The organism is Streptomyces sp. NBC_01224 (genome assembly GCF_036002945.1).
Lineage (GTDB): Bacteria > Actinomycetota > Actinomycetes > Streptomycetales > Streptomycetaceae > Streptomyces.
In genome coordinates this window covers 2,291,713-2,313,261 of record NZ_CP108529.1, presented here as the reverse complement: position 1 = coordinate 2,313,261, position 21,549 = coordinate 2,291,713, and the positions used below count along the sequence as shown (strand labels likewise).

General features: G+C 67.5%; 16 protein-coding genes and 3 pseudogenes. 15 read left to right on the top strand and 4 right to left on the bottom strand.

From position 1 onward, the window contains the following. Nucleotides 1-65 precede the first annotated feature (65 nt). The 6 genes from OG609_RS09735 (at nucleotide 66) to OG609_RS09710 (ending at nucleotide 7,674) form a co-directional block, all read left to right on the top strand. Nucleotides 66-2,114: an APC family permease gene (locus OG609_RS09735; protein WP_327272454.1), complete on the top strand. Its 2,049-nt coding sequence runs from the start codon at nucleotides 66-68 to the stop codon at nucleotides 2,112-2,114. Between the two features lie 100 nt (nucleotides 2,115-2,214). Beyond that, nucleotides 2,215-3,543: a class I SAM-dependent RNA methyltransferase gene (locus tag OG609_RS09730; protein ID WP_327272453.1), complete on the top strand. Its 1,329-nt coding sequence runs from the start codon at nucleotides 2,215-2,217 to the stop codon at nucleotides 3,541-3,543. Between the two features lie 1,277 nt (nucleotides 3,544-4,820). Continuing rightward, nucleotides 4,821-5,024 (top strand): cold-shock protein, encoded by a 204-nt coding sequence (locus OG609_RS09725; protein WP_045556499.1) that lies wholly within the window; start codon nucleotides 4,821-4,823, stop codon nucleotides 5,022-5,024. A 346-nt stretch (nucleotides 5,025-5,370) separates the two neighbouring features. Then, the gene (locus tag OG609_RS09720) at nucleotides 5,371-6,864 is read left to right on the top strand and encodes a DEAD/DEAH box helicase (RefSeq protein ID WP_327272451.1); all 1,494 of its coding nucleotides are present in this window, start codon (nucleotides 5,371-5,373) and stop codon (nucleotides 6,862-6,864) included. A 46-nt stretch (nucleotides 6,865-6,910) separates the two neighbouring features. Then, a complete protein-coding gene (locus OG609_RS09715; protein WP_327272450.1) occupies nucleotides 6,911-7,315 on the top strand; it encodes a CBS domain-containing protein in 405 nt (134 codons plus the stop codon). 50 nt (nucleotides 7,316-7,365) lie between these two features. Then, complete coding sequence (locus tag OG609_RS09710) at nucleotides 7,366-7,674, top strand: SCO5918 family protein (protein WP_327272449.1); 309 nt, start codon at nucleotides 7,366-7,368, stop codon at nucleotides 7,672-7,674. 264 nt (nucleotides 7,675-7,938) lie between these two features. Here OG609_RS09710 and OG609_RS09705 read toward each other — a convergent pair whose 3' ends face one another. Together OG609_RS09705 and OG609_RS09700 are read right to left on the bottom strand one after the other, a co-directional pair. After that, a complete protein-coding gene (locus OG609_RS09705; protein WP_327272448.1) occupies nucleotides 7,939-8,298 on the bottom strand; it encodes a hypothetical protein in 360 nt (119 codons plus the stop codon). 285 nt (nucleotides 8,299-8,583) lie between these two features. Next, nucleotides 8,584-8,931, bottom strand: a complete 348-nt coding sequence (locus tag OG609_RS09700; RefSeq protein ID WP_327272447.1) for a helix-turn-helix domain-containing protein — start codon at nucleotides 8,929-8,931, stop codon at nucleotides 8,584-8,586. Between the two features lie 800 nt (nucleotides 8,932-9,731). Between OG609_RS09700 and OG609_RS09695 the strand changes: the two are divergent. From OG609_RS09695 to OG609_RS09670, 6 genes and pseudogenes are all read left to right on the top strand, one after another. Next, nucleotides 9,732-9,924, top strand: a pseudogene (locus OG609_RS09695) (ATP-binding protein); the annotation flags it as partial. A gap of 799 nt (nucleotides 9,925-10,723) precedes the next feature. Then, nucleotides 10,724-10,897: a hypothetical protein gene (locus OG609_RS09690; RefSeq protein WP_327272446.1), complete on the top strand. Its 174-nt coding sequence runs from the start codon at nucleotides 10,724-10,726 to the stop codon at nucleotides 10,895-10,897. Nucleotides 10,898-12,145: 1,248 nt separating this feature from the next. Then, complete coding sequence (locus tag OG609_RS09685) at nucleotides 12,146-12,484, top strand: helix-turn-helix domain-containing protein (protein WP_327272445.1); 339 nt, start codon at nucleotides 12,146-12,148, stop codon at nucleotides 12,482-12,484. A gap of 241 nt (nucleotides 12,485-12,725) precedes the next feature. Next, the gene (locus tag OG609_RS09680; protein ID WP_019072426.1) at nucleotides 12,726-12,929 is read left to right on the top strand and encodes a cold-shock protein; all 204 of its coding nucleotides are present in this window, start codon (nucleotides 12,726-12,728) and stop codon (nucleotides 12,927-12,929) included. A 1,354-nt stretch (nucleotides 12,930-14,283) separates the two neighbouring features. After that, complete coding sequence (trhA, locus tag OG609_RS09675) at nucleotides 14,284-14,937, top strand: PAQR family membrane homeostasis protein TrhA (RefSeq protein ID WP_327272444.1); 654 nt, start codon at nucleotides 14,284-14,286, stop codon at nucleotides 14,935-14,937. A 211-nt stretch (nucleotides 14,938-15,148) separates the two neighbouring features. After that, nucleotides 15,149-15,522 (top strand): annotated as a pseudogene (locus OG609_RS09670) (PRC-barrel domain-containing protein). A 281-nt stretch (nucleotides 15,523-15,803) separates the two neighbouring features. Here the strand turns inward: OG609_RS09670 and OG609_RS09665 are convergent. Both OG609_RS09665 and OG609_RS09660 read right to left on the bottom strand, forming a co-directional pair. Next, entirely contained in the window at nucleotides 15,804-16,970 is a 1,167-nt protein-coding gene (locus OG609_RS09665) for a PP2C family protein-serine/threonine phosphatase (protein ID WP_327272443.1), read from the bottom strand. A 1,475-nt stretch (nucleotides 16,971-18,445) separates the two neighbouring features. Continuing rightward, nucleotides 18,446-18,979, bottom strand: a complete 534-nt coding sequence (locus OG609_RS09660) for a hypothetical protein (protein ID WP_327272442.1) — start codon at nucleotides 18,977-18,979, stop codon at nucleotides 18,446-18,448. 167 nt (nucleotides 18,980-19,146) lie between these two features. On the opposite strand from OG609_RS09660, the pseudogene OG609_RS09655 reads away from it, so the two are divergent. The 3 genes and pseudogenes from OG609_RS09655 to OG609_RS09645 form a co-directional block, all read left to right on the top strand. Next, a pseudogene (locus OG609_RS09655) lies at nucleotides 19,147-19,581 on the top strand (TetR-like C-terminal domain-containing protein); the annotation flags it as partial. Nucleotides 19,582-19,753: 172 nt separating this feature from the next. Then, nucleotides 19,754-20,311 carry an EF-hand domain-containing protein gene (locus OG609_RS09650; RefSeq protein ID WP_327272441.1) on the top strand — a complete coding sequence of 186 codons (558 nt, stop codon included), beginning with the start codon at nucleotides 19,754-19,756 and terminating at the stop codon, nucleotides 20,309-20,311. Between the two features lie 176 nt (nucleotides 20,312-20,487). Continuing rightward, complete coding sequence (locus OG609_RS09645; protein WP_327272440.1) at nucleotides 20,488-21,162, top strand: TenA family transcriptional regulator; 675 nt, start codon at nucleotides 20,488-20,490, stop codon at nucleotides 21,160-21,162. The last annotated feature ends 387 nt before the right edge of the window (nucleotides 21,163-21,549 follow it).

Sequence of the window (21,549 nt, the reverse complement as noted above, 5' to 3'; positions counted from 1 at the left end):
GAGATTGCGGGGCCACGGGGGTGGTGGGTCCGCGGCTTCCATACGGAACGCTTACGATCCTCTGCGTGTCCAAACTGACCGACGTGCCCAAACGGATCCTGATCGGGCGCGCACTGCGCAGTGACCGGCTCGGAGAAACACTCCTGCCGAAGCGCATCGCCCTCCCCGTCTTCGCCTCCGACGCCTTGTCCTCCGTTGCCTACGCGCCTGGCGAGGTTCTGCTCGTCCTGTCTGTCGCGGGCGTGTCGGCGTACCACTTCAGCCCGTGGATCGCCCTGGCGGTCGTGGTGGTGATGTTCACCGTGGTGGCGTCGTACCGGCAGAACGTGCACGCGTACCCCAGCGGCGGCGGCGACTACGAGGTCGCCACCACCAACCTCGGCCCCAAGGCCGGCCTGACGGTCGCCAGCGCGTTGCTTGTGGACTACGTCCTCACCGTCGCCGTCTCCATCACCTCCGGCATCGAGAACCTGGGCTCGGCGATCCCGTTCGTGGTCGAGCACAAGGTGCTGTGCGCCGTCGCGGTGATCCTCCTGCTGACGCTGATGAACCTGCGCGGCGTCAAGGAGTCCGGGTCGCTCTTCGCGATTCCGACGTACGTGTTCGTCGTGGGCGTCTTCATCATGGTCGCGTGGGGTGCCTTCCGCACTCTCGTGCTCGGCGACACCATGCGCGCGCCCACCGCCGACTTCCACATCAAGGCGGAGCAGGAGGGCCTCGCGGGCTTCGCTCTCGTCTTCCTGCTGCTGCGCGCCTTCTCCTCCGGCTGTGCCGCGCTCACCGGCGTCGAGGCGGTCTCCAACGGCGTCCCGGCCTTCCGCAAGCCCAAGTCCAAGAACGCGGCGACGACGCTCTCGATGATGGGCGTGCTCGCCATCACCATGCTCGTCGGCATCATCGCCCTCGCCCTGGTCACCGACGTCCGGATGGCCGAGAACCCGGCGCAGGACCTGCTGAAAGGCGGTGTGCCGGTCGGCCCCGGCTATGTGCAGGACCCGGTGATCACGCAGGTCGCCGAGGCCGTCTTCGGCAACGGCAGCTTCCTGTTCATCGTGCTCGCCGCTGCCACCGCCCTGGTGCTGTTCCTCGCGGCGAACACGGCGTACAACGGCTTCCCGGTGCTCGGCTCGATCCTCGCCCAGGACCGCTACCTGCCGCGCCAGCTGCACACCCGCGGCGACCGCCTCGCCTTCTCCAACGGCATCGTGCTGCTCGCCGGCGCGGCCGCCCTGCTCGTCGTCGTCTACGGCGCCGACTCGACCCGGCTGATCCAGCTCTACATCGTCGGCGTGTTCGTGTCCTTCACGCTCAGCCAGACCGGCATGGTCCGCCACTGGAACCGGCACCTGCGCACCGAGAAGGACGCCGACAAGCGCCGCCACATGATCCGCTCCCGTGCGATCAACGCCTTCGGCGCCTTCCTGACCGGCCTCGTCCTCGTGGTCGTCCTGGTCACCAAGTTCACCCACGGTGCCTGGGTCGCCCTGCTCGGCATGTGCATCTTCTTCGCGACGATGACCGCGATCCGGAAGCACTACGACCGGGTCGCCGAGGAGATCGCCGCGGAGGAGACCCCGGCCGACGAGACGATGCGGCCCTCCAGGGTCCACTCGATCGTCCTGGTCTCCAAGCTCCACCGGCCCACGCTGCGCGCCCTCGCCTACGCCAAGCTGATCCGCTCCCACCAGTTGGAGGCGCTCTCCATCAGCGTCGACCCGGCCGAGACCAAGGCGCTCAGGGAGGACTGGGACCGGCGCGGCATCGACATCCCGCTGAAGATCCTCGACTCCCCGTACCGCGAGGTGACCCGCCCGGTCATCGACTACGTGAAGGGTCTGCGCCGGGAGAGCCCGCGCGACGTCGTGAGCGTGTACATCCCGGAGTACGTGGTCGGCCACTGGTACGAGCACCTCCTCCACAACCAGAGCGCCCTGCGCCTCAAGGGGCGGCTGCTGTTCACCCCGGGCGTGATGGTGACCTCCGTGCCGTACCAGCTGGAGTCCTCCGAGGCGGCGAAGAAGCGCGCCAGGAAGCGCGCCGAGTGGAGCGCACCGGGCTCGGTGCGCCGCGGACCCGTGGAACGCAGGCCCAAGGAACCCGCCAACAAGGGCTGACCGCGCCCGCCCGATCGTGGTAAACGGCCGGACGACACCCACGTAGACTCGTGGGTTGTTGTCCGGCCGTTTTTCCCTTGATCTCTGGAGCCACCCCCTCATGCAGAACGAACCCACGTCGTCGCTGGTCGGGGAGGAGTACGAGGTCGAGGTCGGGCCCGTCGCACACGGCGGCCACTGCATCGCCCGTACCTCGGAGGGCCAGGTCCTCTTCGTACGGCACACGCTTCCCGGCGAGAAGATCATCGCCAAGGTCACCGAGGGCGAGAGCGACTCCCGCTTCCTGCGCGCCGACGCGGTAAGGATCCTCGAGGCGTCCAAGGACCGCGTCGAGGCGCCCTGCCCGTACGCCGGTCCCGGCAAGTGCGGCGGCTGCGACTGGCAGCACGCCAAGCCCGGCGCCCAGCGCAGGCTCAAGGGCGAAGTGATCGCCGAACAACTTCAGCGCCTCGCGGGCCTCACCCCCGAGGAGGCGGGCTGGGACGGCACCGTCATGCCGGCCGAGGGTGACAAGCTTCCGGCGGGCGAGGTACCGGCCTGGCGCACCCGGGTCCAGTACGCCATCGACGAGGACGGCCGTGTCGGCCTGCGCAAGCACCGCTCGCACGACGTGGAGCCGATCGAGCGCTGCCTGATCGCGGCCCCCGGCGTCACCGAGCTCGGCATCGAGAAGCGGGAATGGCCCGGCATGGCCTCGGTGGAAGCCATCGCGGCCACCGGCTCCCACGACCGCCAGGTGATCCTCACCCCGCGGCCGGGCGGCCGGCTGCCCCTCGTCGAGCTCGACAAGCCCGTCTCGGTGATGCGCGTCGACGAGCGCGACGGCGGGGTCCACCGCGTGCACGGCCGCGCCTTCGTCCGCGAGCGCGCCGACGATCGCACCTACCGGGTCGGCTCGGGCGGCTTCTGGCAGGTCCACCCGCAAGCCGCCAACACCCTCGTCCGCGCCGTCATGCAGGGCCTGCTGCCCCGCAAGGGCGACACCGCCCTCGACCTCTACTGCGGCGTCGGCCTGTTCGCGGGCGCCATCGGCCAGCGCATCGGCGAGAAGGGCGCCGTCCTCGGTATCGAGTCCGGCAAGCGCGCCGTGGAGGACGCCCGGCACAACCTGAAGGACCTGGAGCGGGTCCGCATCGAGCACGGCAAGGTCGACCAGGTCCTGCCGCGCACCGGCATCACCGAGACCGACCTGATCGTCCTCGACCCCCCGCGCGCAGGCGCCGGCAAGCAGACGGTCAAGCACCTGACCGGCCTCGGCGCCCGCCGCATCGCCTACGTCGCCTGCGACCCGGCGGCCCTCGCCCGCGACCTGGCGTACTTCCGCGACGGCGGCTACCGGGTGCGGACGCTGCGCGCGTTCGATCTGTTTCCGATGACCTCGCATGTGGAGTGCGTGGCGATTCTTGAGCCTGCCGCGAAGGGTGCCTGACCTGCGGGTTTGCGGCCCTGGTGGGTTGCTCGACCTGTTTCCCTCCGTGCATGCGATCAAGAGGCCGGTTTGGTCAACAAGCCCGTTCTGACCTGCGGCTTCATGGAAAACCAACGGCTGGACCGGCGACGGTGGCAGGGCCTGTTCAGAATTCTTGACGCTCGAATGACGCTTGCAGGGAAGCCTGACCAGGCGTGTGACCGGGTGTGCGCACGACCTGCCAGTCGGTCTCCCCGAGCCGCTGGGCCTGGCGTCGGCGAGCGGCATGTCAACGGTGTACGGGGCGACCGGCTGGTCCAGGTACTCGGCCGCGCAGCAGACCGCATCCTGGCGCCGTACGGCCTCGGCCTCCGGGGTTCCGGCCGCGATGGCGGCTCCCCTGGCCTGGAGGGCGGCGTTGGCGCCGACGTGGGTCGGAATGCCAGTGGGTGTTCACGACCAGGCCGGTCTCCCCGGCGCGGACGCGGGCCCTGGGGACGGCCGCTGCCACCACGTTACGCAGGGTGGCAGCAGGGGTGCGTGCTCACTGGTCGGACTTGTTGACCGGATGAGTGTCTGCTGCCGTTGACGACGAGCTTGCGCTTGCCGCCCAGCTGGACACCGAGCACCTCCAGCCGGCACACGCTCAGGGTGCGTCCGGGCTTCAGGACAACCCGGCGGCTGATGTGTTGTCTTGTCGCTGGGGCCGGTGGCCATGAGGCCGGGGTCGTCGATGGCGAAGAGCACATCGCCCAGCCATGGTCGTTGCGGTTGATCCGCAGCGAACCCGGCATGAATGGACCACTTATGGCGGCAGCGGCGTGCTCCCGCTGACGCAGGCCCCCAGACGGTCAGAGGGGGACCAGTCGTACTGCGGGATCCTGCCCCTGAGCGCCTTCAGGAGCCGCTGGTCGCCTCCTGAAGGGCGATCTTGCGGACAGTCGCGTACGTCTTCCCGCCCCTGGCAGCCCCGGTTGCAGTGGGCGAGTCTTCTGAACTTTGCACTCCGGGTGAATCAATATCTGCGCCCGTGAAATGAGAGTTTTACGGACCGTGTAGTGAGAGTTTTTGCCGCGATGAGCAAGGTGGAATTATGCGGCGGGCGCAGGCTGTTCCTGCGTGCTACTGTTGATCTCAGTTGCAGTTGTGGTTCCCAAAAACTTCAAGTGCCCCCACCCGGCTCCTGCCGGTGGGAGCGCTTTTGTATTTCCGGTCATTTTCCGGGCGGGGTAATCATCGCGGCGACACGGCGTCCGCGCAGTGTGGATTCCGATGTACTGCCCCAAAGGAGATATGACATGGCTGCTGGTACCGTGAAGTGGTTCAACGCGGAAAAGGGATTCGGCTTCATCGAGCAGGACGGTGGCGGCCCCGACGTGTTCGCCCACTACTCGAACATCGCCGCTCAGGGCTTCCGTGAGCTGCTCGAAGGCCAGAAGGTGACCTTCGACATCGCGCAGGGCCAGAAGGGCCCGACGGCCGAGAACATCGTTCCGGCCTGACGCTGACGCACACTTTGTAGCTGGGGCCCGCATCCTTCGGGGTGCGGGCCCCAGCTGCACGCATTTCCCGGAGCGGTTTCACCGACGGGGCGACGCGGAGGAATCCGCAGTTTCACCACGCCCGGGTTCGCCTTCAAGGCTGCCGGTGCATCCCGAATAGCTATGCCGCAGTCGGCCCCCAGATTTTACGTCCCCCGTCGCGTCACCTGTTTGAGCACCCTGCGCCCACGTGAATTTCCGTCGGCCGGATGTGCTTTCTTTCGCCATCGGTCCATACTTGTAGTTCTCGATGCCGCTCATCGCTGCGGGAATTCCTTGATATGTGCCACATCGAGGAAGGTTCCGCATGAACCGCACACGCACGAACGGCCGTTCCGCCCGCACCCCTAACGGCACTGCCGACACCGGAAGAGGCGGCAGCCGCTTCGGCTCGCAGGCACCGCGCCGTTCCGGCGGGCCGGTCCGCTCCGGTGGTCACGGCCGCCGGCCCGCCGCAGTGCAGGGTGAGTTCGCGCTCCCCAGGACGATCACCCCCGCGCTGCCCGCCGTCGAGGGCTTCGCCGATCTCGACATGCCCGAGCAGCTGCTGGCCGAACTCGGCAGGCAGGGTGTGGCCGCGCCGTTCCCGATCCAGGGCGCGACGCTGCCGAACTCCCTGGCGGGCCGTGACGTACTGGGCCGTGGACGCACCGGTTCCGGAAAGACCCTTGCCTTCGGCCTCGCCCTGCTCGCCCGCACCGCCGGACAGCGTGCCGAGCCCCGCCAGCCGCTGGGGCTGATCCTCGTACCCACGCGTGAGCTGGCACAGCAGGTGACGGACGCACTCACGCCCTACGCCCGTTCCGTCAAGCTGCGACTGGCCACGGTCGTGGGCGGGATGTCGATCGGCAAGCAGGCCGGCGCGCTGCGAGGCGGGGCCGAGGTCGTCGTCGCGACCCCCGGCCGGCTCAAGGACCTCATCGACCGTGGCGATTGCCGGCTGAACCAGGTGGGCATCACGGTGCTCGACGAGGCCGACCAGATGGCTGACATGGGTTTCATGCCGCAGGTCACCGCGCTGCTCGACCAGGTGCGTCCGGAGGGGCAGCGGATGCTGTTCTCCGCCACCCTGGACCGAAACGTCGACCTGCTGGTGCGCCGCTATCTGACCGACCCCGTCGTGCACTCGGTCGACCCGTCGGCCGGTGCGGTCACGACGATGGAGCACCACGTCCTGCACGTCCACGGCGCCGACAAGCACGCCGCCACGACCGAGATCGCCGCCCGCGACGGTCGCGTGATCATGTTCCTGGACACCAAGCACGCCGTCGACCGGCTCACCCAGGACCTGCTCAACAGCGGTGTCCGGGCGGCTGCGCTGCACGGCGGCAAGTCACAGCCGCAGCGCACCCGCACCCTTGCGCAGTTCAAGACTGGGCACGTCAGCGTGCTGGTAGCGACCAATGTCGCGGCGCGCGGTATCCACGTCGACAACCTCGACCTCGTCGTCAACGTCGACCCGCCGACCGACCACAAGGACTACCTCCACCGCGGCGGCCGGACCGCCCGCGCCGGCGAGTCCGGCAGCGTCGTCACCCTCGTCACACCGAACCAGCGCCGCGACATGGTGCGCCTCATGTCGGACGCCGGCATCCGGCCGCAGACCACACAAGTCCACTCGGGCGACGAGGCACTGAGCCGGATCACCGGAGCCCAGGCCCCTTCCGGCATCCCGGTCGTCATCACCGCACCGGTGACAGAACGCTCCAAGCGCAGCGCCTCCTCCCGCGGCCGACGCCGCCCCGCTTCGGCAACCCGGCGCACACCGGTACGCGAGTCTCGCTTCGACGCGGCAGCTTAGAACGTTCGTTATCAGGAAGCTGACCCACTTCTGCAGGAGGCACCTTTTGACGCTGGTTCAGATGCAGCCCCGCCCGGCGCGCGCCGACTCCGTGCACCGGCCGGTGGCCGAGGGCATGGACGCGGCCGGGCCGCAGGTCTGTGACGACATGAGCGTCGAGGTGGCGCTGGCAGTAATGGCCGCCGCCCGCACGGGCCGACTGGTCGTCTGCGACCAGGACGGCCAGTGCACCGGCCTGGTCACCCAGGCCGAACTCGCCGCCGTCCGGGACGGCTCCGTCTACACGGACCGCGTCCGCCTGCGCGACATTCTCGGCGACCACGGATCGTTCACCTCACCCGTGACCGGTGCGGCCGAAGCCGAGCACGCGATGCGCCACCTCCGGCTCGGTGCTCTGCCGGTGGTCGACGAGCAAGGCAGCGCCCTGGGCGTCCTCGCCCTCTCCCGCTGACCCGCCGCACCTCTGGTCGGACCGTTCTCCCCTTCTCCTTGTGAGGCCACATGCGCTGTGTCATCGCCCGCTTCCCGTTCGATCTCACCAGAAGCGGCGTGCTGGAATCGATGAGGGGCATCAAGCCCGAACCGGGCACCGGCGAATCCGTGACCATCGGCCGCCGCCACTACCCCGTCAAGCAGGTCGGCCAGGTCATCACACACCAGGACCGACGTGACTTCAGCGCCGCCGAAGTCCTCCGGGCCATGACCAAGCTCGGCTTCACCTGCCGCACCCTCCCCGAGGCCGCACCCGTAGGCATCCTCAGTTCGCTCCAGCGAGCTTCTGCGATGCTCGGCACCCCCGCATCCGCCTGAGAGCCTGTCGGGTGACCTCCGACCGGGCGGCCACGCCCGGGCACGCACGCTTCCCGCGTTGTCGTCGGTCGCCAACGCTCCGCGTTGACTCCCTCCTCCGCCTTGGAATCGCACGCACCAGACCGCGTCCGCTATCCGATCTGAGGTCACCCGACAGGCTCTGAACCGACGGGAAAGCGCCGACACCTGAACACCAGGGTGGGCCCGACCGGCGTGCCGGTCGGGCCCACCTGCGTGCGACCAGTTCCCGCCGCAGGGGACTGCTCAGAGGTCGGAATAGCTGAAGTCGCCCACGGTCCAGGCGCTGACGTCCTCGATCGCCACACGGTACATCCCGCCCGTCTCCGGGATCCCCACCGTGCCCTGCAGGATCCGGGCGACATGGAAGTGCAGATGCGTAGGCGCCCCGTCCTTCTTCGCGGGGGCCTTGAAGACGGCGGAGAACTCGCCCAAGCGGTCCGAATCCGTGAGCACATCCGACACCCTCAGCCTCCACACTGCTTCGGGAACCAGCCGGCCGGTGATGACAGCACCACCGGTGACCACGGTCAGGGACATCTGGTTGCTCTGCCCGGATTCCACCAAGGCGGCGACGTCAACGAGGAGCTCGTCAGGCTTCGACATGACGCAGATTATATTCACCGGCCATCCAGCCGCTTCAGTAGTGGCGCTACGGGCAGGACGGACACTCACGGACCGCCGCCGGAGGCCCGGCGGATGACCGCGGTGCACGGGGCACGGGGCAGGCTGACCGTGGGCCGGCCGAAACCCCAGTACCGCCATGCACGGTAGGGCCGCGCATGCGCGGCGCCTGCCGATCGGCGTCGGAAGACGAAGTTGCCCCGGACGCTATGTGTCCCGGGCAGCATGTGTGGGCGGCAGCCGAAGTGCCTGGGGGAGTTGCAGGTCTCAGCCGTCTCCGGCCGCGGTTGTGGGGTTCACCGGCCCGGCGGTGCGGCGGTGTTCGGCGTTGATGCGCTGGGCTTCTTCGAGCTGGTCTTCGAGGATGACGATGCGGCAGGCGGCCTCAATGGGGGTCCCGTGGTCGACGAGCTCACGCGCTCGGGCCGCGATGCGCAGTTGGTAGCGGGAGTAGCGGCGATGGCCGCCCTCCGAGCGCAGCGGGGTGATCAGGCGGGCTTCGCCGATGGCGCGGAGGAAGCCCTGGGTGGTGCCGAGCATCTCGGCGGCCCGGCCCATGGTGTAGGCGGGGTAGTCGTCGTCATCGAGACGGCCGAACGAGTCGTCTGCTGTCACTTGCACCTCTCTGTGGAACGCGTGGAGGGGCCCTGGTGCCATACCGGCACCAGGGCCCCGAAGGAACTACTACACCATCTGCCGGCCCTGGTACTGCGCCGGCCTTCTGTTTCCGCAGACCCGACCGAGATGCTGCCGGGAGTGCGCGGATCGCGGTTGCTTGACCGGAGACCACCTCACTATCGATGTCCTGCGGTACCCAGGCCCAAGACTTCCGCCCGGGCGATCCTGATGGCGCCTGGCTCCTCCGTTCTTCCCTCTGGGATCAATCACTTACCTGACGCTGTACTGCTCTGTGGCCTGTGACAGCGCCGCTCTTCGGCAGCCAGCCCCGTTGCCCGTCCTGCGTCTGCTCTGGCTTGGAACCCCACTGCCGAACCTCCTGGTGCGCGCGTCCGCAGCCGACGCCTTCACCGAGGTGCTGCTCACTGACTTCACTGCTGGGTACTGCGCACTGCACTTACGGGTACTGCACTGCGGTACTGCTTCACGGTGGCCCCTGATCACTGCGGGCCACCCGGTCCGGTCGTCAGTCCCGTCGCCGTCCTGCAACAACCCTGGCTTCGGAACTCCACCACCAAACCGTCCTGCGAACTACAACTACCTGTACTACTGCCCGGCAGTTCATCTCTGCCAGGCTCCGTCGATCTCGGCTACGAGAGAAACCATAACCATGCCGCCACCCAATGTCTACTCCAGCCAAGACAGATTTTTATGCCTGCGGCGGCGAGGTAATCGACCTCGAACGCTGAGGTGCAGAGAAAGGGCTGTCGAGTGGCTTGGAGACCGCGGGCCGGGAGACCGAAGGCCCCGACGGCATCGGCATGGCCGTGCACGACCGCAGCCCGCGGGCGCCCCGCATGTGTACCCCCGACCTGAACGGCGGCACTGGAGGATTCGGCTGGCCCATGGTCAACCACTTCGCCCTCACCACCGCTGTCACCCGCCGAGCGCCCGGCGGCAAGACCGTCCAGTGCCCTTCTGGCCCGGTAGCGCCAAGGCGGCTGCGCCCCCTGGGGGGACCGTTGACCTTCCCAGGGTCCATCTCACGGACGACCGCTGCACCAACAGCCGCGACGAGAAGAGCGGCGAAAAGTGGTTCGACGGCGAACTCGTCAGTCAAGGGCGGCAAAGGCACCGACATCATGCCGCGGGCTCCAGGGGAGCAGATCGCCACGGCGTCGAAGGGGCTGTCCACAAGGCGGCGGCCCAGGCTCATTTGACGCTCCGGGACCCGAGAGGTCACCTCCCGAGCCGAGAAACCGGCTCTGACCAGCGGTTTCTGCTGACTCGCTCTCTGTGACATCTTTTCGATGACCTCGCACGTGGAGTGCGTGGCGATTCTTGAGCCTGCGGCAAAGGGCCTCTGACCTGCTGGTTCTCTGATTCTCAGGTTTTCGGGCGGGTCACTCCGTCATGTTTGCGTGGGCCGACCACGTGGAGTGTGTTGCGGACCAGCGGTGCTGCCTCTGCCTACCCACGACCCGAGGAACCCGGAGCACCCGACCTGACCGCCGGGCCATTCCCACCCGCTGACAGCCACGAACCTCCACAGTCAACCCAGCTCAGCCGACCCGACCGAAACGGGAAGGCCAAGGGACCTGCGCTCCAGAAACCGCAAATCGAGCGCCACCAAACACTTCTGCCGGGAACACAATGAAGTGTGTGGGCATCGCTGCGGCGAGCTGCTGGAGAGCACGGCCGTCGGAGGAGGCGCGGCGCTGCGATGCCCATTGTTTCCGCTCCGGGGCCAGGGGCAGGCGGATGAGTGAGTGCCTACGAAAGGACCGACATGAGTGCCGGAGAGAAGGCCAAGGCCAAGACCGAGCAGGTTGTCGGGAAGGCCGTCAGGAAGGTGGCCCACGCGGTGGGCAACGAGACCACCGCAGCAAAGGGAGCCGCACTGGAGGCCCGGGGCAAGGCCCGGGACATCAAGGAGAGGTCGAAGGACAGCTTCAGGCGCTGACCACGCCACGTCGTGGGCGGAGCCGGTGTGAGGCCCGAGCAGGTTCGTGCGTCCGGCGGTGCGCAGCTGGGCTTGGGGCGCTGCAACGGCTTGCCAGCGCACATCGCGTCGCACCGGCCCGCTCCGGCGCGCACGCGTGCGGCGGCGGCCTCTGCCGCTCGTGCCCCGGCGCTGATCTCCGCACGCACTCGCCGACTTCGCCCTGCTCGGCCTGCGCCCGGGCCGCCGTGGCAGGCGCGTGTCCCGGTGATGCGGTGACCAGGGGCAGAGCACCCCGCTTCGCCGCCCGGCCAGGGCGGTCTGCCCGGTGTTTGTGGCCCCGGCCTGCGGCGCGATAACCGCTCGGTACCTTCCGGCTGTGGAGCGTGTCCGGCTGATCACCGACGTAGCCGGACGGGCAGGCCGCGGTGTTCGCGGTGTCGAGGCTGGCGTAACGGCGCTGCTCGGAGCTGGGCCGCCGCGTGCCCCTTCTGTGGTCGAGGTCGACTATCTCGCTGACTAGCGTACGAAAATCTATGTCGGCTGGAGTAGACATTGGGTGGTGGTGTGGTTATGGTTTCTCTCGTAGCCGAGATCGACGGGGCCTGGCAGAGATGAACTGCCGGGCAGTAGTACAGGTAGTTGTAGTTCGCAGGACGGTTTGGTGGTGGAGTTCCGAAGCCAGGGTTGTTGCAGGACGGCGACGGGACTGACGACCGGACCGGGTGGCCCGCAGTGATCAGGGGCCGCCATGGCAGTACCGCAGTAGCAGTTCAGCAAGTGCAGTTCGCAGTACCCAGCAGTGAAGTTGAGTGAGCAGCACCTCGGTGAAGGCGTCGGCTGCGGGCGCGCGCACCGGGAGGTTCGGCAGTGGGGTTCCAAGCCAGAGCAGATGCAGGACGGGCGACGGGGCTGGCTGCCGAAGAGTGGCGCTATCGCAGGCCACTGAGCAGTACGCAGTACCAGCAGTACCAGCAGTACGCAGTCCCCGCTGGCAAGTGTTGGTCAAGAGGGAAGAACGGAGGAGCCAGGCGCCATCAGGATCGCCCGGGCGGAAGTCTTGGGCCTGGGTACCGCAGGACATCGATAGTGAGGTGGTCTCCGGTCAAGCAACCGCGATCCGCGCACTCCCGGCAGCATCTCGGTCGGGTCTGCGGAAACAGAAGGCCGGCGCAGTACCAGGGCCGGCAGATGGTGTAGTAGTTCCTTCGGGGCCCTGGTGCCGGTATGGCACCAGGGCCCCTCCACGCGTTCCACAGAGAGGTGCAAGTGACAGCAGACGACTCGTTCGGCCGTCTCGATGACGACGACTACCCCGCCTGCACCATGGGCCGGGCCGCCGAGATGCTCGGCACCACCCAGGGCTTCCTCCGCGCCATCGGCGAAGCCCGCCTGATCACCCCGCTGCGCTCGGAGGGCGGCCATCGCCGCTACTCCCGCTACCAACTGCGCATCGCGGCCCGAGCGCGTGAGCTCGTCGACCACGGGACCCCCATTGAGGCCGCCTGCCGCATCGTCATCCTCGAAGACCAGCTCGAAGAAGCCCAGCGCATCAACGCCGAATGCCGCCGGAGCGCCGGACCGGCCAATCCACCAGCTGCAGTTTGAGATGACGCCCGTCGGCATCGGCGGGCACCACACGCACCGTCCCGGGGTGCGGCGTGATCGCTTTCTATGGTGACGCGGTGTGTGGGCGTGTAGCGTCTGCGTCAGCTGTCGTGGTTCGGAGTTCCCCTTTGCCCGCGCCTTTGGTGTGGGCGTTTTGCTGTGCTGTGCCGCAGGGACCAGGGCGATCACCTCTACCTTCCGCATGGCGTGGGAGGCGTTCATCGACTGGAAGGTATGAGACATGGCTACGGGAACTGTGAAGTGGTTCAACGCGGAGAAGGGCTTCGGCTTCATCGCCCAGGACGGGGGCGGCCCGGATGTCTTCGCCCACTACTCGGCGATCAACTCCTCGGGCTTCCGTGAGCTCCAGGAGGGCCAGGCCGTGACGTTCGACGTCACTCAGGGCCAGAAGGGCCCGCAGGCCGAGAACATCAACCCGGCCTGACCTGGCAGCCCTGTCCGAGGGATCGTGCACACCGCGTCCGGTGACTGCCGTCGCCCGTGCGGGCCGTGCTGCTCACCCGGACACGGGGACCTGCTCTCGTGCCGGGCGTCGACAGGACCTGTGCCTCAACAGATCAGGGGCCGCGCAGCAATGGCTGCGCGGCCCTGATCTGTTGAGGCACATCCGGGGCCGGCGCGACCTCGGCCGGGAACTTCCTGAACTCGGTCGCTTCAAGCGTTGTCCCGGGCTCGGTCGGCCGCCTCACCGTTCGATTTGCCGATGGGCCCGGCCATGACGCTATGGTCCAGGTCGCTGGCGCGTAGTTCGTCGGCGACCAGGATGTTGCTCGGAAGTGGCAGGAGCACAGCTGGATGAGTAGGGATACGAGGCCGGAACCGCGCGCCATAGGTCGGCTCGGGCGCCGCATGCCCTGTGCGATTGTCGTGCACACCTGCGGTCTGCGTGCAGGACGCGCCAGGCGGTGAGCTCGAGATCTCGGAGCCACAGTTCTCCGATGACCTGTGTCTTGAGGTCGGGAAAATGGTCGGACTCGGTGAGGGCTTGACCGATCACCTCCCCGGCTGCGACGTGTTGGGGCGGGGTCATCTCATCGACGGCCGAGAGGATTTGTCGGGCCAGGCCGGTTCCTTCTCCTGCCAGGGAACGCAGCACCGGAGCCTTGATGTTGACGGGTAGCAGGTACGCGGTGCCCGAAGACCTCCACAGGTCCGACCAGAAGCGTTCTCCTGCCTTGGTGGGGGCAGGTAGCGCGGCCAGCAGCGCGAGGAGATGGCTGAGGGCCGCATAGCCACTGGAGTGGGCAGCTACGACCACTGCGATGCTGGCGACGCGCTCCAGATCGAGATGGCCGGCTTCGAGATGCGGAGCCAGGCCCAACTGGTGTTCCAACTGGAGTGCGAGGGGGCGGATACGTGGGGGCGGACCTCAGGAAGCATCGGCGATCCTGGCGGGCAGGCGAGCGGAGATGCCCGTTCGGGAGCCCTGATCGTTCCCATGACCAGCCGATCTACTCGGCTTCGGCAGACTCAATTGGCGGCAGGATCAACGGGGCTGGGGTTCACACGGCGGCGAAGCGGCCATGCCAGGCGACGTGGGCCTGGATTTCGAGACCGACCTCCCAGAATGCTGTCCGGGTGAGGTCTCCTAGCATGACCGCATGATTACCGGTGACACCCAGGAGTCCGAGGGAGGACGAGAAGCTGTGTCTCGCGACGCTGCTGAAGCCGAATACATTCACGTCGCCCCAGTGCGTGGAGAACGTCGTGAAGACGGGCTGCCCTGCGGATCACAAGGTGACGATGCAGGGGGGAACGCTCACTCGGTTGCCAGCCTGGTGGAGCGGGCGGCCGACCTGGCCGAACCGATCAAGCCGAGGTTGCGTGGCTGGCTGCATGCCGGAATGGTCCCCGCCGCACTGATCGCAGGCATCGTGCTCATCTGCCTGGCTCGTACCCCGCAGGCGGCCCTGGCCTGCGGGGTGTACTCGGTCACCGCCTGGCTGCTGTTCGCAACGAGCGCCATCTACCACCGCGGCACCTGGGGGTCGCTCGGCGAGGCTCTTCTGCGACGTCTCGACCACGCCAACATCTTCCTGATCATCGCCGGCACCTGCACCCCCCTGGCCGTGCTCCTCCTTCCGCCGGAACAGCGGTCCGTGCTGCTGTGGGTCGTGTGGGCGGGCGCATTGGCCGGCATCGCGTTCCGGGTCCTGTGGGTCGGAGCTCCGCGCTGGCTGTACACCCCGTGCTACCTGGCCCTGGGGTGGGCACCGGTGCGCTACCTGCCCGACTTCCTGCACACCGGCGGAGCGGCCGTACTCGCCCTGATCGTGGCTGGCGGTCTCCTCTACAGCGCGGGCGCGGTCGTCTACGCCCTCCAGCGACCCGACCCCTCGCCCCGCTGGTTCGGCTTCCACGAGGTGTTCCACGCTCTGACCGTGGCAGCCTTCACCGCGCACTACGTCGCCATCTCCCTGGCCACCTACTGACCGCGACCGCGTACCGGCTCGCGTCGCTCGTCACCCACGTTGCTACGCGCTGGGCCACGACGGGCCGGATGGCCGCCGAGGCATCGCGCCGCGCACGAAAGCCGTCCGCCGCTTCGGCCTGCAAGTTGGCTGTTCTTCAGGGTGTGACGCCCCGTAGCCCGGTAAGGAGGGAGGAGCGAGAGAAAAGACGAGACAGCGGTCTTCAGCTGACCTGCGACAGAGGGGGCCCGCGTTCGAGGCGGAAGACATCAGGGAATGGCGAGGCCACGACGTGGTCGACCACGAGCAGCACAAGATCGGCGTCCTGGAGGCGGTCTACGTCGACACGGCCACGGACCAGCCCGCGTTCGCGACAGTCATGGTCGGTCTGCCGACCCGGCACCGGCTGGTGTTCGTCCCCCTGGGCGACGCGACGGTCGGTCCCGGATATCTGAAGGTCGCCTCGACAAGAAGCAGGTCATGGAAGCGCCCTCGATCGGCACGGACGGCGAACTGCTCGCGGAGGACGAGAAGACGGTCTTCGCGCACTACGAGCTCGCCTACCGGGCGGGTGCGGGCGGCGAACGTCGCCTCGCCCGCCGCTGATGGCCCCACCAACTTCCCCCCCCCATGAGGTGACACGGATGGCTCTCTTCCTCCTGCTGGTCGTTGTGGCCATCGTGCTCGGCATCATCGGAGTGGTGGCGAAGGGCCTGTTCTACCTGTTGGTCATCGGTGTGATGGTTTTTGCTCGCCGACTTCGTCCTCCTCGGCCTGCGCCTGGGCCGCCGCAGGCGCCTGCCCCGGTGACGCGGTCACCTGGGGCAGAGCACCCCGCTTCGCCCGCCCAGGGCCGGCCGAAGCGGGGTATCGGAGCAGTTTTTGAGTCATCGCCCAGTAGTGGTCCGCTCCGTCCGCGACGGGGCGGAGGCGTCGGCGAGGTCGGCGCCGGTGTCGGCGTCCCGCTGGGAGTGACCGACGCCGCGCCAGTCCAGGCACATGACGGTCGCGTCGTCCTGCAGGTGACCGTGGTTGGCGTCAACGACCGCCGCGATGAGGGTGCGGGCGGCCTCACGGGGATGCAGCGCGCGGGTGCGGACGATCAAGTCCGACAAATTGAGGCTGTTGGTGTTGCGCTCCACCATGCCGTCGGTCAGCATCACCAGCCGGTCGCCAGGCCGCAGGTCCAGCGACTGGACCCGGTAGCTGTGAGGGGCATGGAAGCCGAACGGCATATCGACCTTCGGAGTGATCTCCCGCACCTGTCCGTCCCGCATCCGCAGCGGCCAGGGGTGCCCGGCGTTGATGAACTCGGTCTTGCCGTCGATCAGGCTGATACGCAGGAGCTGGCCGGTGACGTAGCCATGGCGGCCGTGCTCACCCACGGCCTGGTCGGCCTGGCGGCCCTGTTCGGCGAGGTCGGCACCGGCCCGCCGTGCCCGGCGCAGAGCGCCCACCAGGAGAGTGGCCAGCAGCGCGGCGTCGACATCGTGACCCATGGCATCGGTGACTGAGAGCTGGACCGAGTCCCGGTCGATCACGTAATCGAAGGTGTCACCCCCGACACGGTCGGCCGGCTCCAGCGCCCCGGCCACCGCGAACTGCGCCGCCTCACACGCCAGCGACGCCGGGAGCAGCCGGTGCTGGATCTCCGCAGCCAGGCTCAGCGGGACGGTACGGCGGCCCCACTGGTACAGGTCGGTGAAGGACCGGTTCGCGATGACAATGTATGCCAGGGCGTGCGCGGTCTCGCCGACCTCCCTCATCACCTGCGCGTCCGGCGCCACGGGCAAGAACAGTTCCAGGAGCCCGATGGCGTCCCCGCGGTTGGTCACCGGGGCGACGATCCGCACCAGCGCGCCCTCGCCCCTATCCTCCACGCTCGGCCGCTGGGTGCGGATCACGTCGTCGTACAGGGTGCCCCGCAGCGTGATGCGCCGGGCAGGCTCATCGGTCTCGACGCTGCCCGCCGCCCCCAGCCGTACGACCGAGCCGCCGGTGAAGTCGGTGATCAGGAACGACACCGACGCGGCCCCGAGGTGCTCCTTGAGCATGCGCGCGACCACGTCAAGCGACTCCACGGGCGCCGCAGTCTCCGCCGCCGCCAACGTCCCCGCCAAGGTCATCGCCCTGCCCCGGCCACCCCCGTTCTCGGGAAGATGAGTGGTCGGCCCACCGTCCCCGTCAGGCCCGCATACGGTCACGGTCACTCCTCGCTGCTCGCGGCGTTCAGGGTTCCGTCCCGGGTGGGCGCTGGGCCGACGCCAAGCTCGGTGCCGGGCAGATGTTATTGCACCACAGAGCCTCTGAACGGATGCGCCTGTCGGCCAACCGCCCGTCGAACGGCCCGGCACCGGCGTGTGGAACGCCCGGGCCTCGCAGTCGCCCGGCCTACCAGAGTTCGTGTCACACCGGCACCGGCAGCGACCCATGGTGCTTGCTGGTATTGCGCTCCAGGATGCTCGTTGACGCCCGGACGTCGCAGGCGCGATGCGGGCCGGCTCATGCCGAGCGCCTGTGCCGCCAGTGGAGAAGTGGTCACAGCCCACGCAGCGGGCACGCTCCGCCGCCAGCGGCGACGAAATGAGGTTCCGTCGGCGGGGGTGTGAACCGTCGGTCCGCGACGAGGGCGGAATGCCGGCGGCCCAGGTGATCGGTGCCTCGCTCGCCGCGCTGAACGGGGGCGACGTGGTGTGTGTGTACCCGGACTCGGCGACCTCGCTCCGATCGAGGAGCTGAGGGCGGCGGAACTCGGCATCCGGGCGGCGGCCAACCGCAGCCAGCGCCCATCGAGGCGGAGTTGATGCCCGCGCAGACCCGAGGTCGGTTGTAGCAACTCCGGGGAGGTCGTGTTCAAGAACGGCACCGGGATCCGCAGTTGACTGACGAGCGTCCTGGAGCCCGAGCTGGTCCGTGCAATGACGGGGCACGGCACTGCGGTGGTGCAGGAGTCGGTGGCCGGCGTCCTGCTGTACGACTTGGCAGACATACCCGGCCGGGTAACACGGGTGGTGTGAAAGCTGAGCGGGACGCTCCTGAGGAAGCACTCTTGTCTGCATGGGCGCGAGGGAGTGCCGCGCCGACCGGAGATGACGCTCATTTGACGCTCCGAGCGTCCGCAAGGCCCCTCCGGGTAGGCGAAAACCGCTGCTGACCTGGGACTATGCAAGGTCTCGCATCTTGCGACATGGTTTCGATGACGCATCATGTGGAGTGCGTGGCGATCCTCGAGCCCACCGCCAAGGGCGCCTGACCTGCAGTTTTAGGTGGTGTGCATTATGTGCGATGTGGGCGCTACGGGCGATATCGTGACGCATATTCGACGCACGTGACGCACGTTTGACGCACGTTCTGACGGAGCGTCAGTCGAGTGATCAGGCAGGTCAGCGCAGGCGGAAGGCTTGCTTCCGGAGGCCGGGCTTTACCGTCTCTTGGCGAAGATCTGCCTGGTTTTGCCGTCGCTGATTGCGGTGGTGGGCGTGCTGGCCGGTGCGGTTTGGCGGGCTGGGAGTCTGGCGGAGCGGGGCGTTCAGTAGCCGGGCCCGTAGGGGCTCCAGCCGTGCATGAAGGGCTTGAGTTCCTCGTCGCGGGGCTCGGGGATTTCCGGTAGCAACGGTGAACCGTTGAGCGGATTGAGGCGTTGCACGTGGCTCTCGGCCCAGGCGATCCAGGTCTCGGCCTCATCCCTGGCCGGTCCCGTCGGCAGATTCTCTGCGTGGAGTCGGAGCGCGCTGATGTACTCGACCAGGTCCGCTGCGCGCCGCCACGCCGCATGTGGTGCTTCGAGGTGCTGGACGCGATACGCCTCTGCGTATTCGGTCTTGGCCTGCCGCTCAGCAGCCTCCCACCGCACGCGTTGCTGCTGTGCTCTCTCCAGATCGGCCAGACGCTGGCGTTCGGCTGCCTCTCCGCGGAGGTCGACCTCCTGCACGATCTCGGCGAGTTGGTCCTCCAGGGGCCGGCCAGGGAGGTCGGTCCATTCCGTGGCGCGGTGCGGGGAGTCGCCACGGAGGATGAAGCGGAGCCGGTTCGAGGGGGTGTAGTCGAAGCGAGGGATGCGCATCCATGTGTGCTTCTTGGCGTCGGAGAGTTCCTTATCGGTGGGATTGTGTTCGCTGCGGTCTTGTTCTTGGAGGACGAGGAAGCCGACTTCTTCCTGTTGCGCGGTGATGGTGAGGTGCGGTGGCGCGCTGCGGCGTCGATGCGGCGGGGGAGCGCCGAGGGTCGGTCGGCTACCGTCGCTGGGCCATCGCCCATCCCGAGCACTTCCAGCTCCTCTACGGAACGCGGCTACGGGACTACGCGGCACCCATCGAAGGCCCGACCACCCAGGCGTCGCGCCGGATGAGTGCGATCTTCGAGCGCGAGATGTTCGACGGGTTCACCTCGGCGCAACTTGCCGCAGTCGACACCCCCGCACTCTCACCCGCACTCCGGGCCTATCTGGACCAGCTGCCGCATTACGGCCTGGGATATCTGCCGCCCCCAGCGACCGCGCTCCTGCTGATCGCGTGGGGACACCTGCATGGCCTCGTCGCCCTTGAGGTGTTCGGGCACACCTCTTTCCTCGGTGACCACCAGACTGAAATCTTCCGCACAGCGATGCGGAACCTTCTTGAGGACATCCACCGCCGGATCGCGGTCGCGCTGGCGCCACGCCCTTGAACCGCGCTGAAACTGCCAGGTCGAATTACTCACTCGAATGAGTGGTGAAGCTTTGGTGCCGGCGCCCGGGAAGGGAAACGCTGCCACCCTGAGCTCACGAGTCATTGCTCGTGGACCGGGTCGCGGTGGGTATTCGATTCGCCCACCGCACAAGAAAATTCGAGGTCTTCGCATGCCGGAAAAATCCATTATCCACAGCAAGGCCCAGCATTACTACAACGTGTTCCATCACGAGCGCGACGGGTGGGTCAGCGAAACCGACGTGTACGCCTGGGTGGACCGCACGACGCGGGAATTCAAGCTCACGCCAGGAACCGCCCCCGCCAGCGCGCTGCAGAGATCCCTTCTGGAGTACTGGAAGAGATTGTTTGTCCCTATGGACACAGACGGGGACGGCGTCGTATCACGCGACGAATTCCTGGCCGGGTTTGTCAGCCTGGGGGACAAGCCGGATGATTACGCGCGGATTGTCACGCCGTCCGCCAAGGTCTTCGTGGCCACCGCCGACGTCGACGGAGACGGCGAACTCGACAAGTCCGAGTTCAAGCGCCTGTTTCAGTCCTCTTTCGCGCTGAGCGACGAAGACATCGACGTGTCGTTCGCCGACATCGACACCGACAGCTCCGGCTCCATCTCAACTGACGAGCTGAGAGCGGCCATTCGCGTGTTCCACAGCAGTACTGATCCGAACGACCGAGGTCACCGCCTCCTGGGAGCCCTGCGTTCCTGAGCCGACAGAACCGGACAGCGTCCTCTCGTCCAGAGCCCCTCACCGTCGTATGCTGATTCCACTCGGCACCGGCGATCAGAGGGGCTCCGCCGGTCCCGCATCGAGCCGCGCTCAGGAACAACACGCCAGGAGAAGCGACCGTGACCACCCATCTGCGGACAACCAAGGCCCCGCTGGTGACAGCGCACGCCAAGCACATCGTGGCCGAGACCGGTGTCCTGAACAATCCGTACTTCCGAACGCTGGTAGACGGAAGCATGTCGTTGGAGAACTTCCGCACAAGCCAGGAGCAACTAGGTTTCGCCGTCACCTACTTCGCCCGTCCGATGGCTGCGCTGGTGTCCCGGATCGAGCACCCCGCGGATCGCATCGGCATCCTGGGCAATGTCGTGGAAGAACACGGCGGATTCCGCCCCCAGGAATTCCATCACGAGACCTTCCGCGGATTTCTGGCCAGCATCGGCAGCGACACCGTACGGCTGAACGGCCTGAAGATGATGCCGGCCGTCCACGCGTACAACAGCGTTCTCAGTGCGGTGTGTACGTTGGAGGACCCGCAGGTAGGAATTGGCTGCATGGGCGCGATCGAGTACGCATTCGCCTCGGTATCGGCCATCACGGGCAACGCGGCTGTGAACCGCGGTTGGGTCGCTCAAGCCGACCTGATGCACTACGGCCTCCACTCCGAAATCGACGAACAACACGCAGAGGACTTCTTCCTGCTGCTGGAACCCCACTACCGAAACCCAGCCGCACGACGCCGAATCGACCAGGGCCTCGGCCTGGGCGCGTACGCGCTGAACCGCCTCTACAGCGATCTGTCCGAACTGGGTCGTTCACAGCAAAACTGATCACGGCTGGGCGAGCAGGAAGACTGCGAGCGCGGTGAATACGGACAGGATCGCGTTTTCCACCGCCCGGGGCGACCGTCCCAGAAGCCTGATGAATGAAGTTCCCCCGCTGAACTGGACAGCCTGATACTGGGACGGTTGAGTCCCGGAGGAAGCAGTCCAGTTCAGCGGGGGAACTTCAGGCCAACTCGGTTGCCCTCACTTGGGACCACGACGGGCTCCGCCCCCCTCACCCAGACGGAACGTATCCTCTCGGCCAGCACCCCTCAAGACACCGTCGACGAGCGATTCTTCGCCGTAGTAACCGACCTCATCGGCACCCCGCGCCCGTTCCTTTGAGGGCGGCGTCGGTTGTTTTGAAGGGTGTCGGAAGCCGAGACCGGCGAG

Excerpts from the sequence above, each read along its gene's own strand:
- OG609_RS09730 (WP_327272453.1), top strand. The coding sequence starts at position 2,215 with ATGCAGAACGAACCCACGTCGTCGCTGGTCGGGGAGGAGTACGAGGTC.
- OG609_RS09725 (WP_045556499.1), top strand. The coding sequence starts at position 4,821 with ATGGCTGCTGGTACCGTGAAGTGGTTCAACGCGGAAAAGGGATTCGGC.
- OG609_RS09720 (WP_327272451.1), top strand. The coding sequence starts at position 5,371 with ATGAACCGCACACGCACGAACGGCCGTTCCGCCCGCACCCCTAACGGC.
- OG609_RS09710 (WP_327272449.1), top strand. The coding sequence starts at position 7,366 with ATGCGCTGTGTCATCGCCCGCTTCCCGTTCGATCTCACCAGAAGCGGC.
- OG609_RS09705 (WP_327272448.1), bottom strand. The coding sequence starts at position 8,298 with ATGTCGAAGCCTGACGAGCTCCTCGTTGACGTCGCCGCCTTGGTGGAA.
- OG609_RS09690 (WP_327272446.1), top strand. The coding sequence starts at position 10,724 with ATGAGTGCCGGAGAGAAGGCCAAGGCCAAGACCGAGCAGGTTGTCGGG.
- OG609_RS09680 (WP_019072426.1), top strand. The coding sequence starts at position 12,726 with ATGGCTACGGGAACTGTGAAGTGGTTCAACGCGGAGAAGGGCTTCGGC.
- OG609_RS09665 (WP_327272443.1), bottom strand. The coding sequence starts at position 16,970 with ATGCTCAAGGAGCACCTCGGGGCCGCGTCGGTGTCGTTCCTGATCACC.
- OG609_RS09660 (WP_327272442.1), bottom strand. The coding sequence starts at position 18,979 with ATGCGCATCCCTCGCTTCGACTACACCCCCTCGAACCGGCTCCGCTTC.
- OG609_RS09650 (WP_327272441.1), top strand. The coding sequence starts at position 19,754 with ATGCCGGAAAAATCCATTATCCACAGCAAGGCCCAGCATTACTACAAC.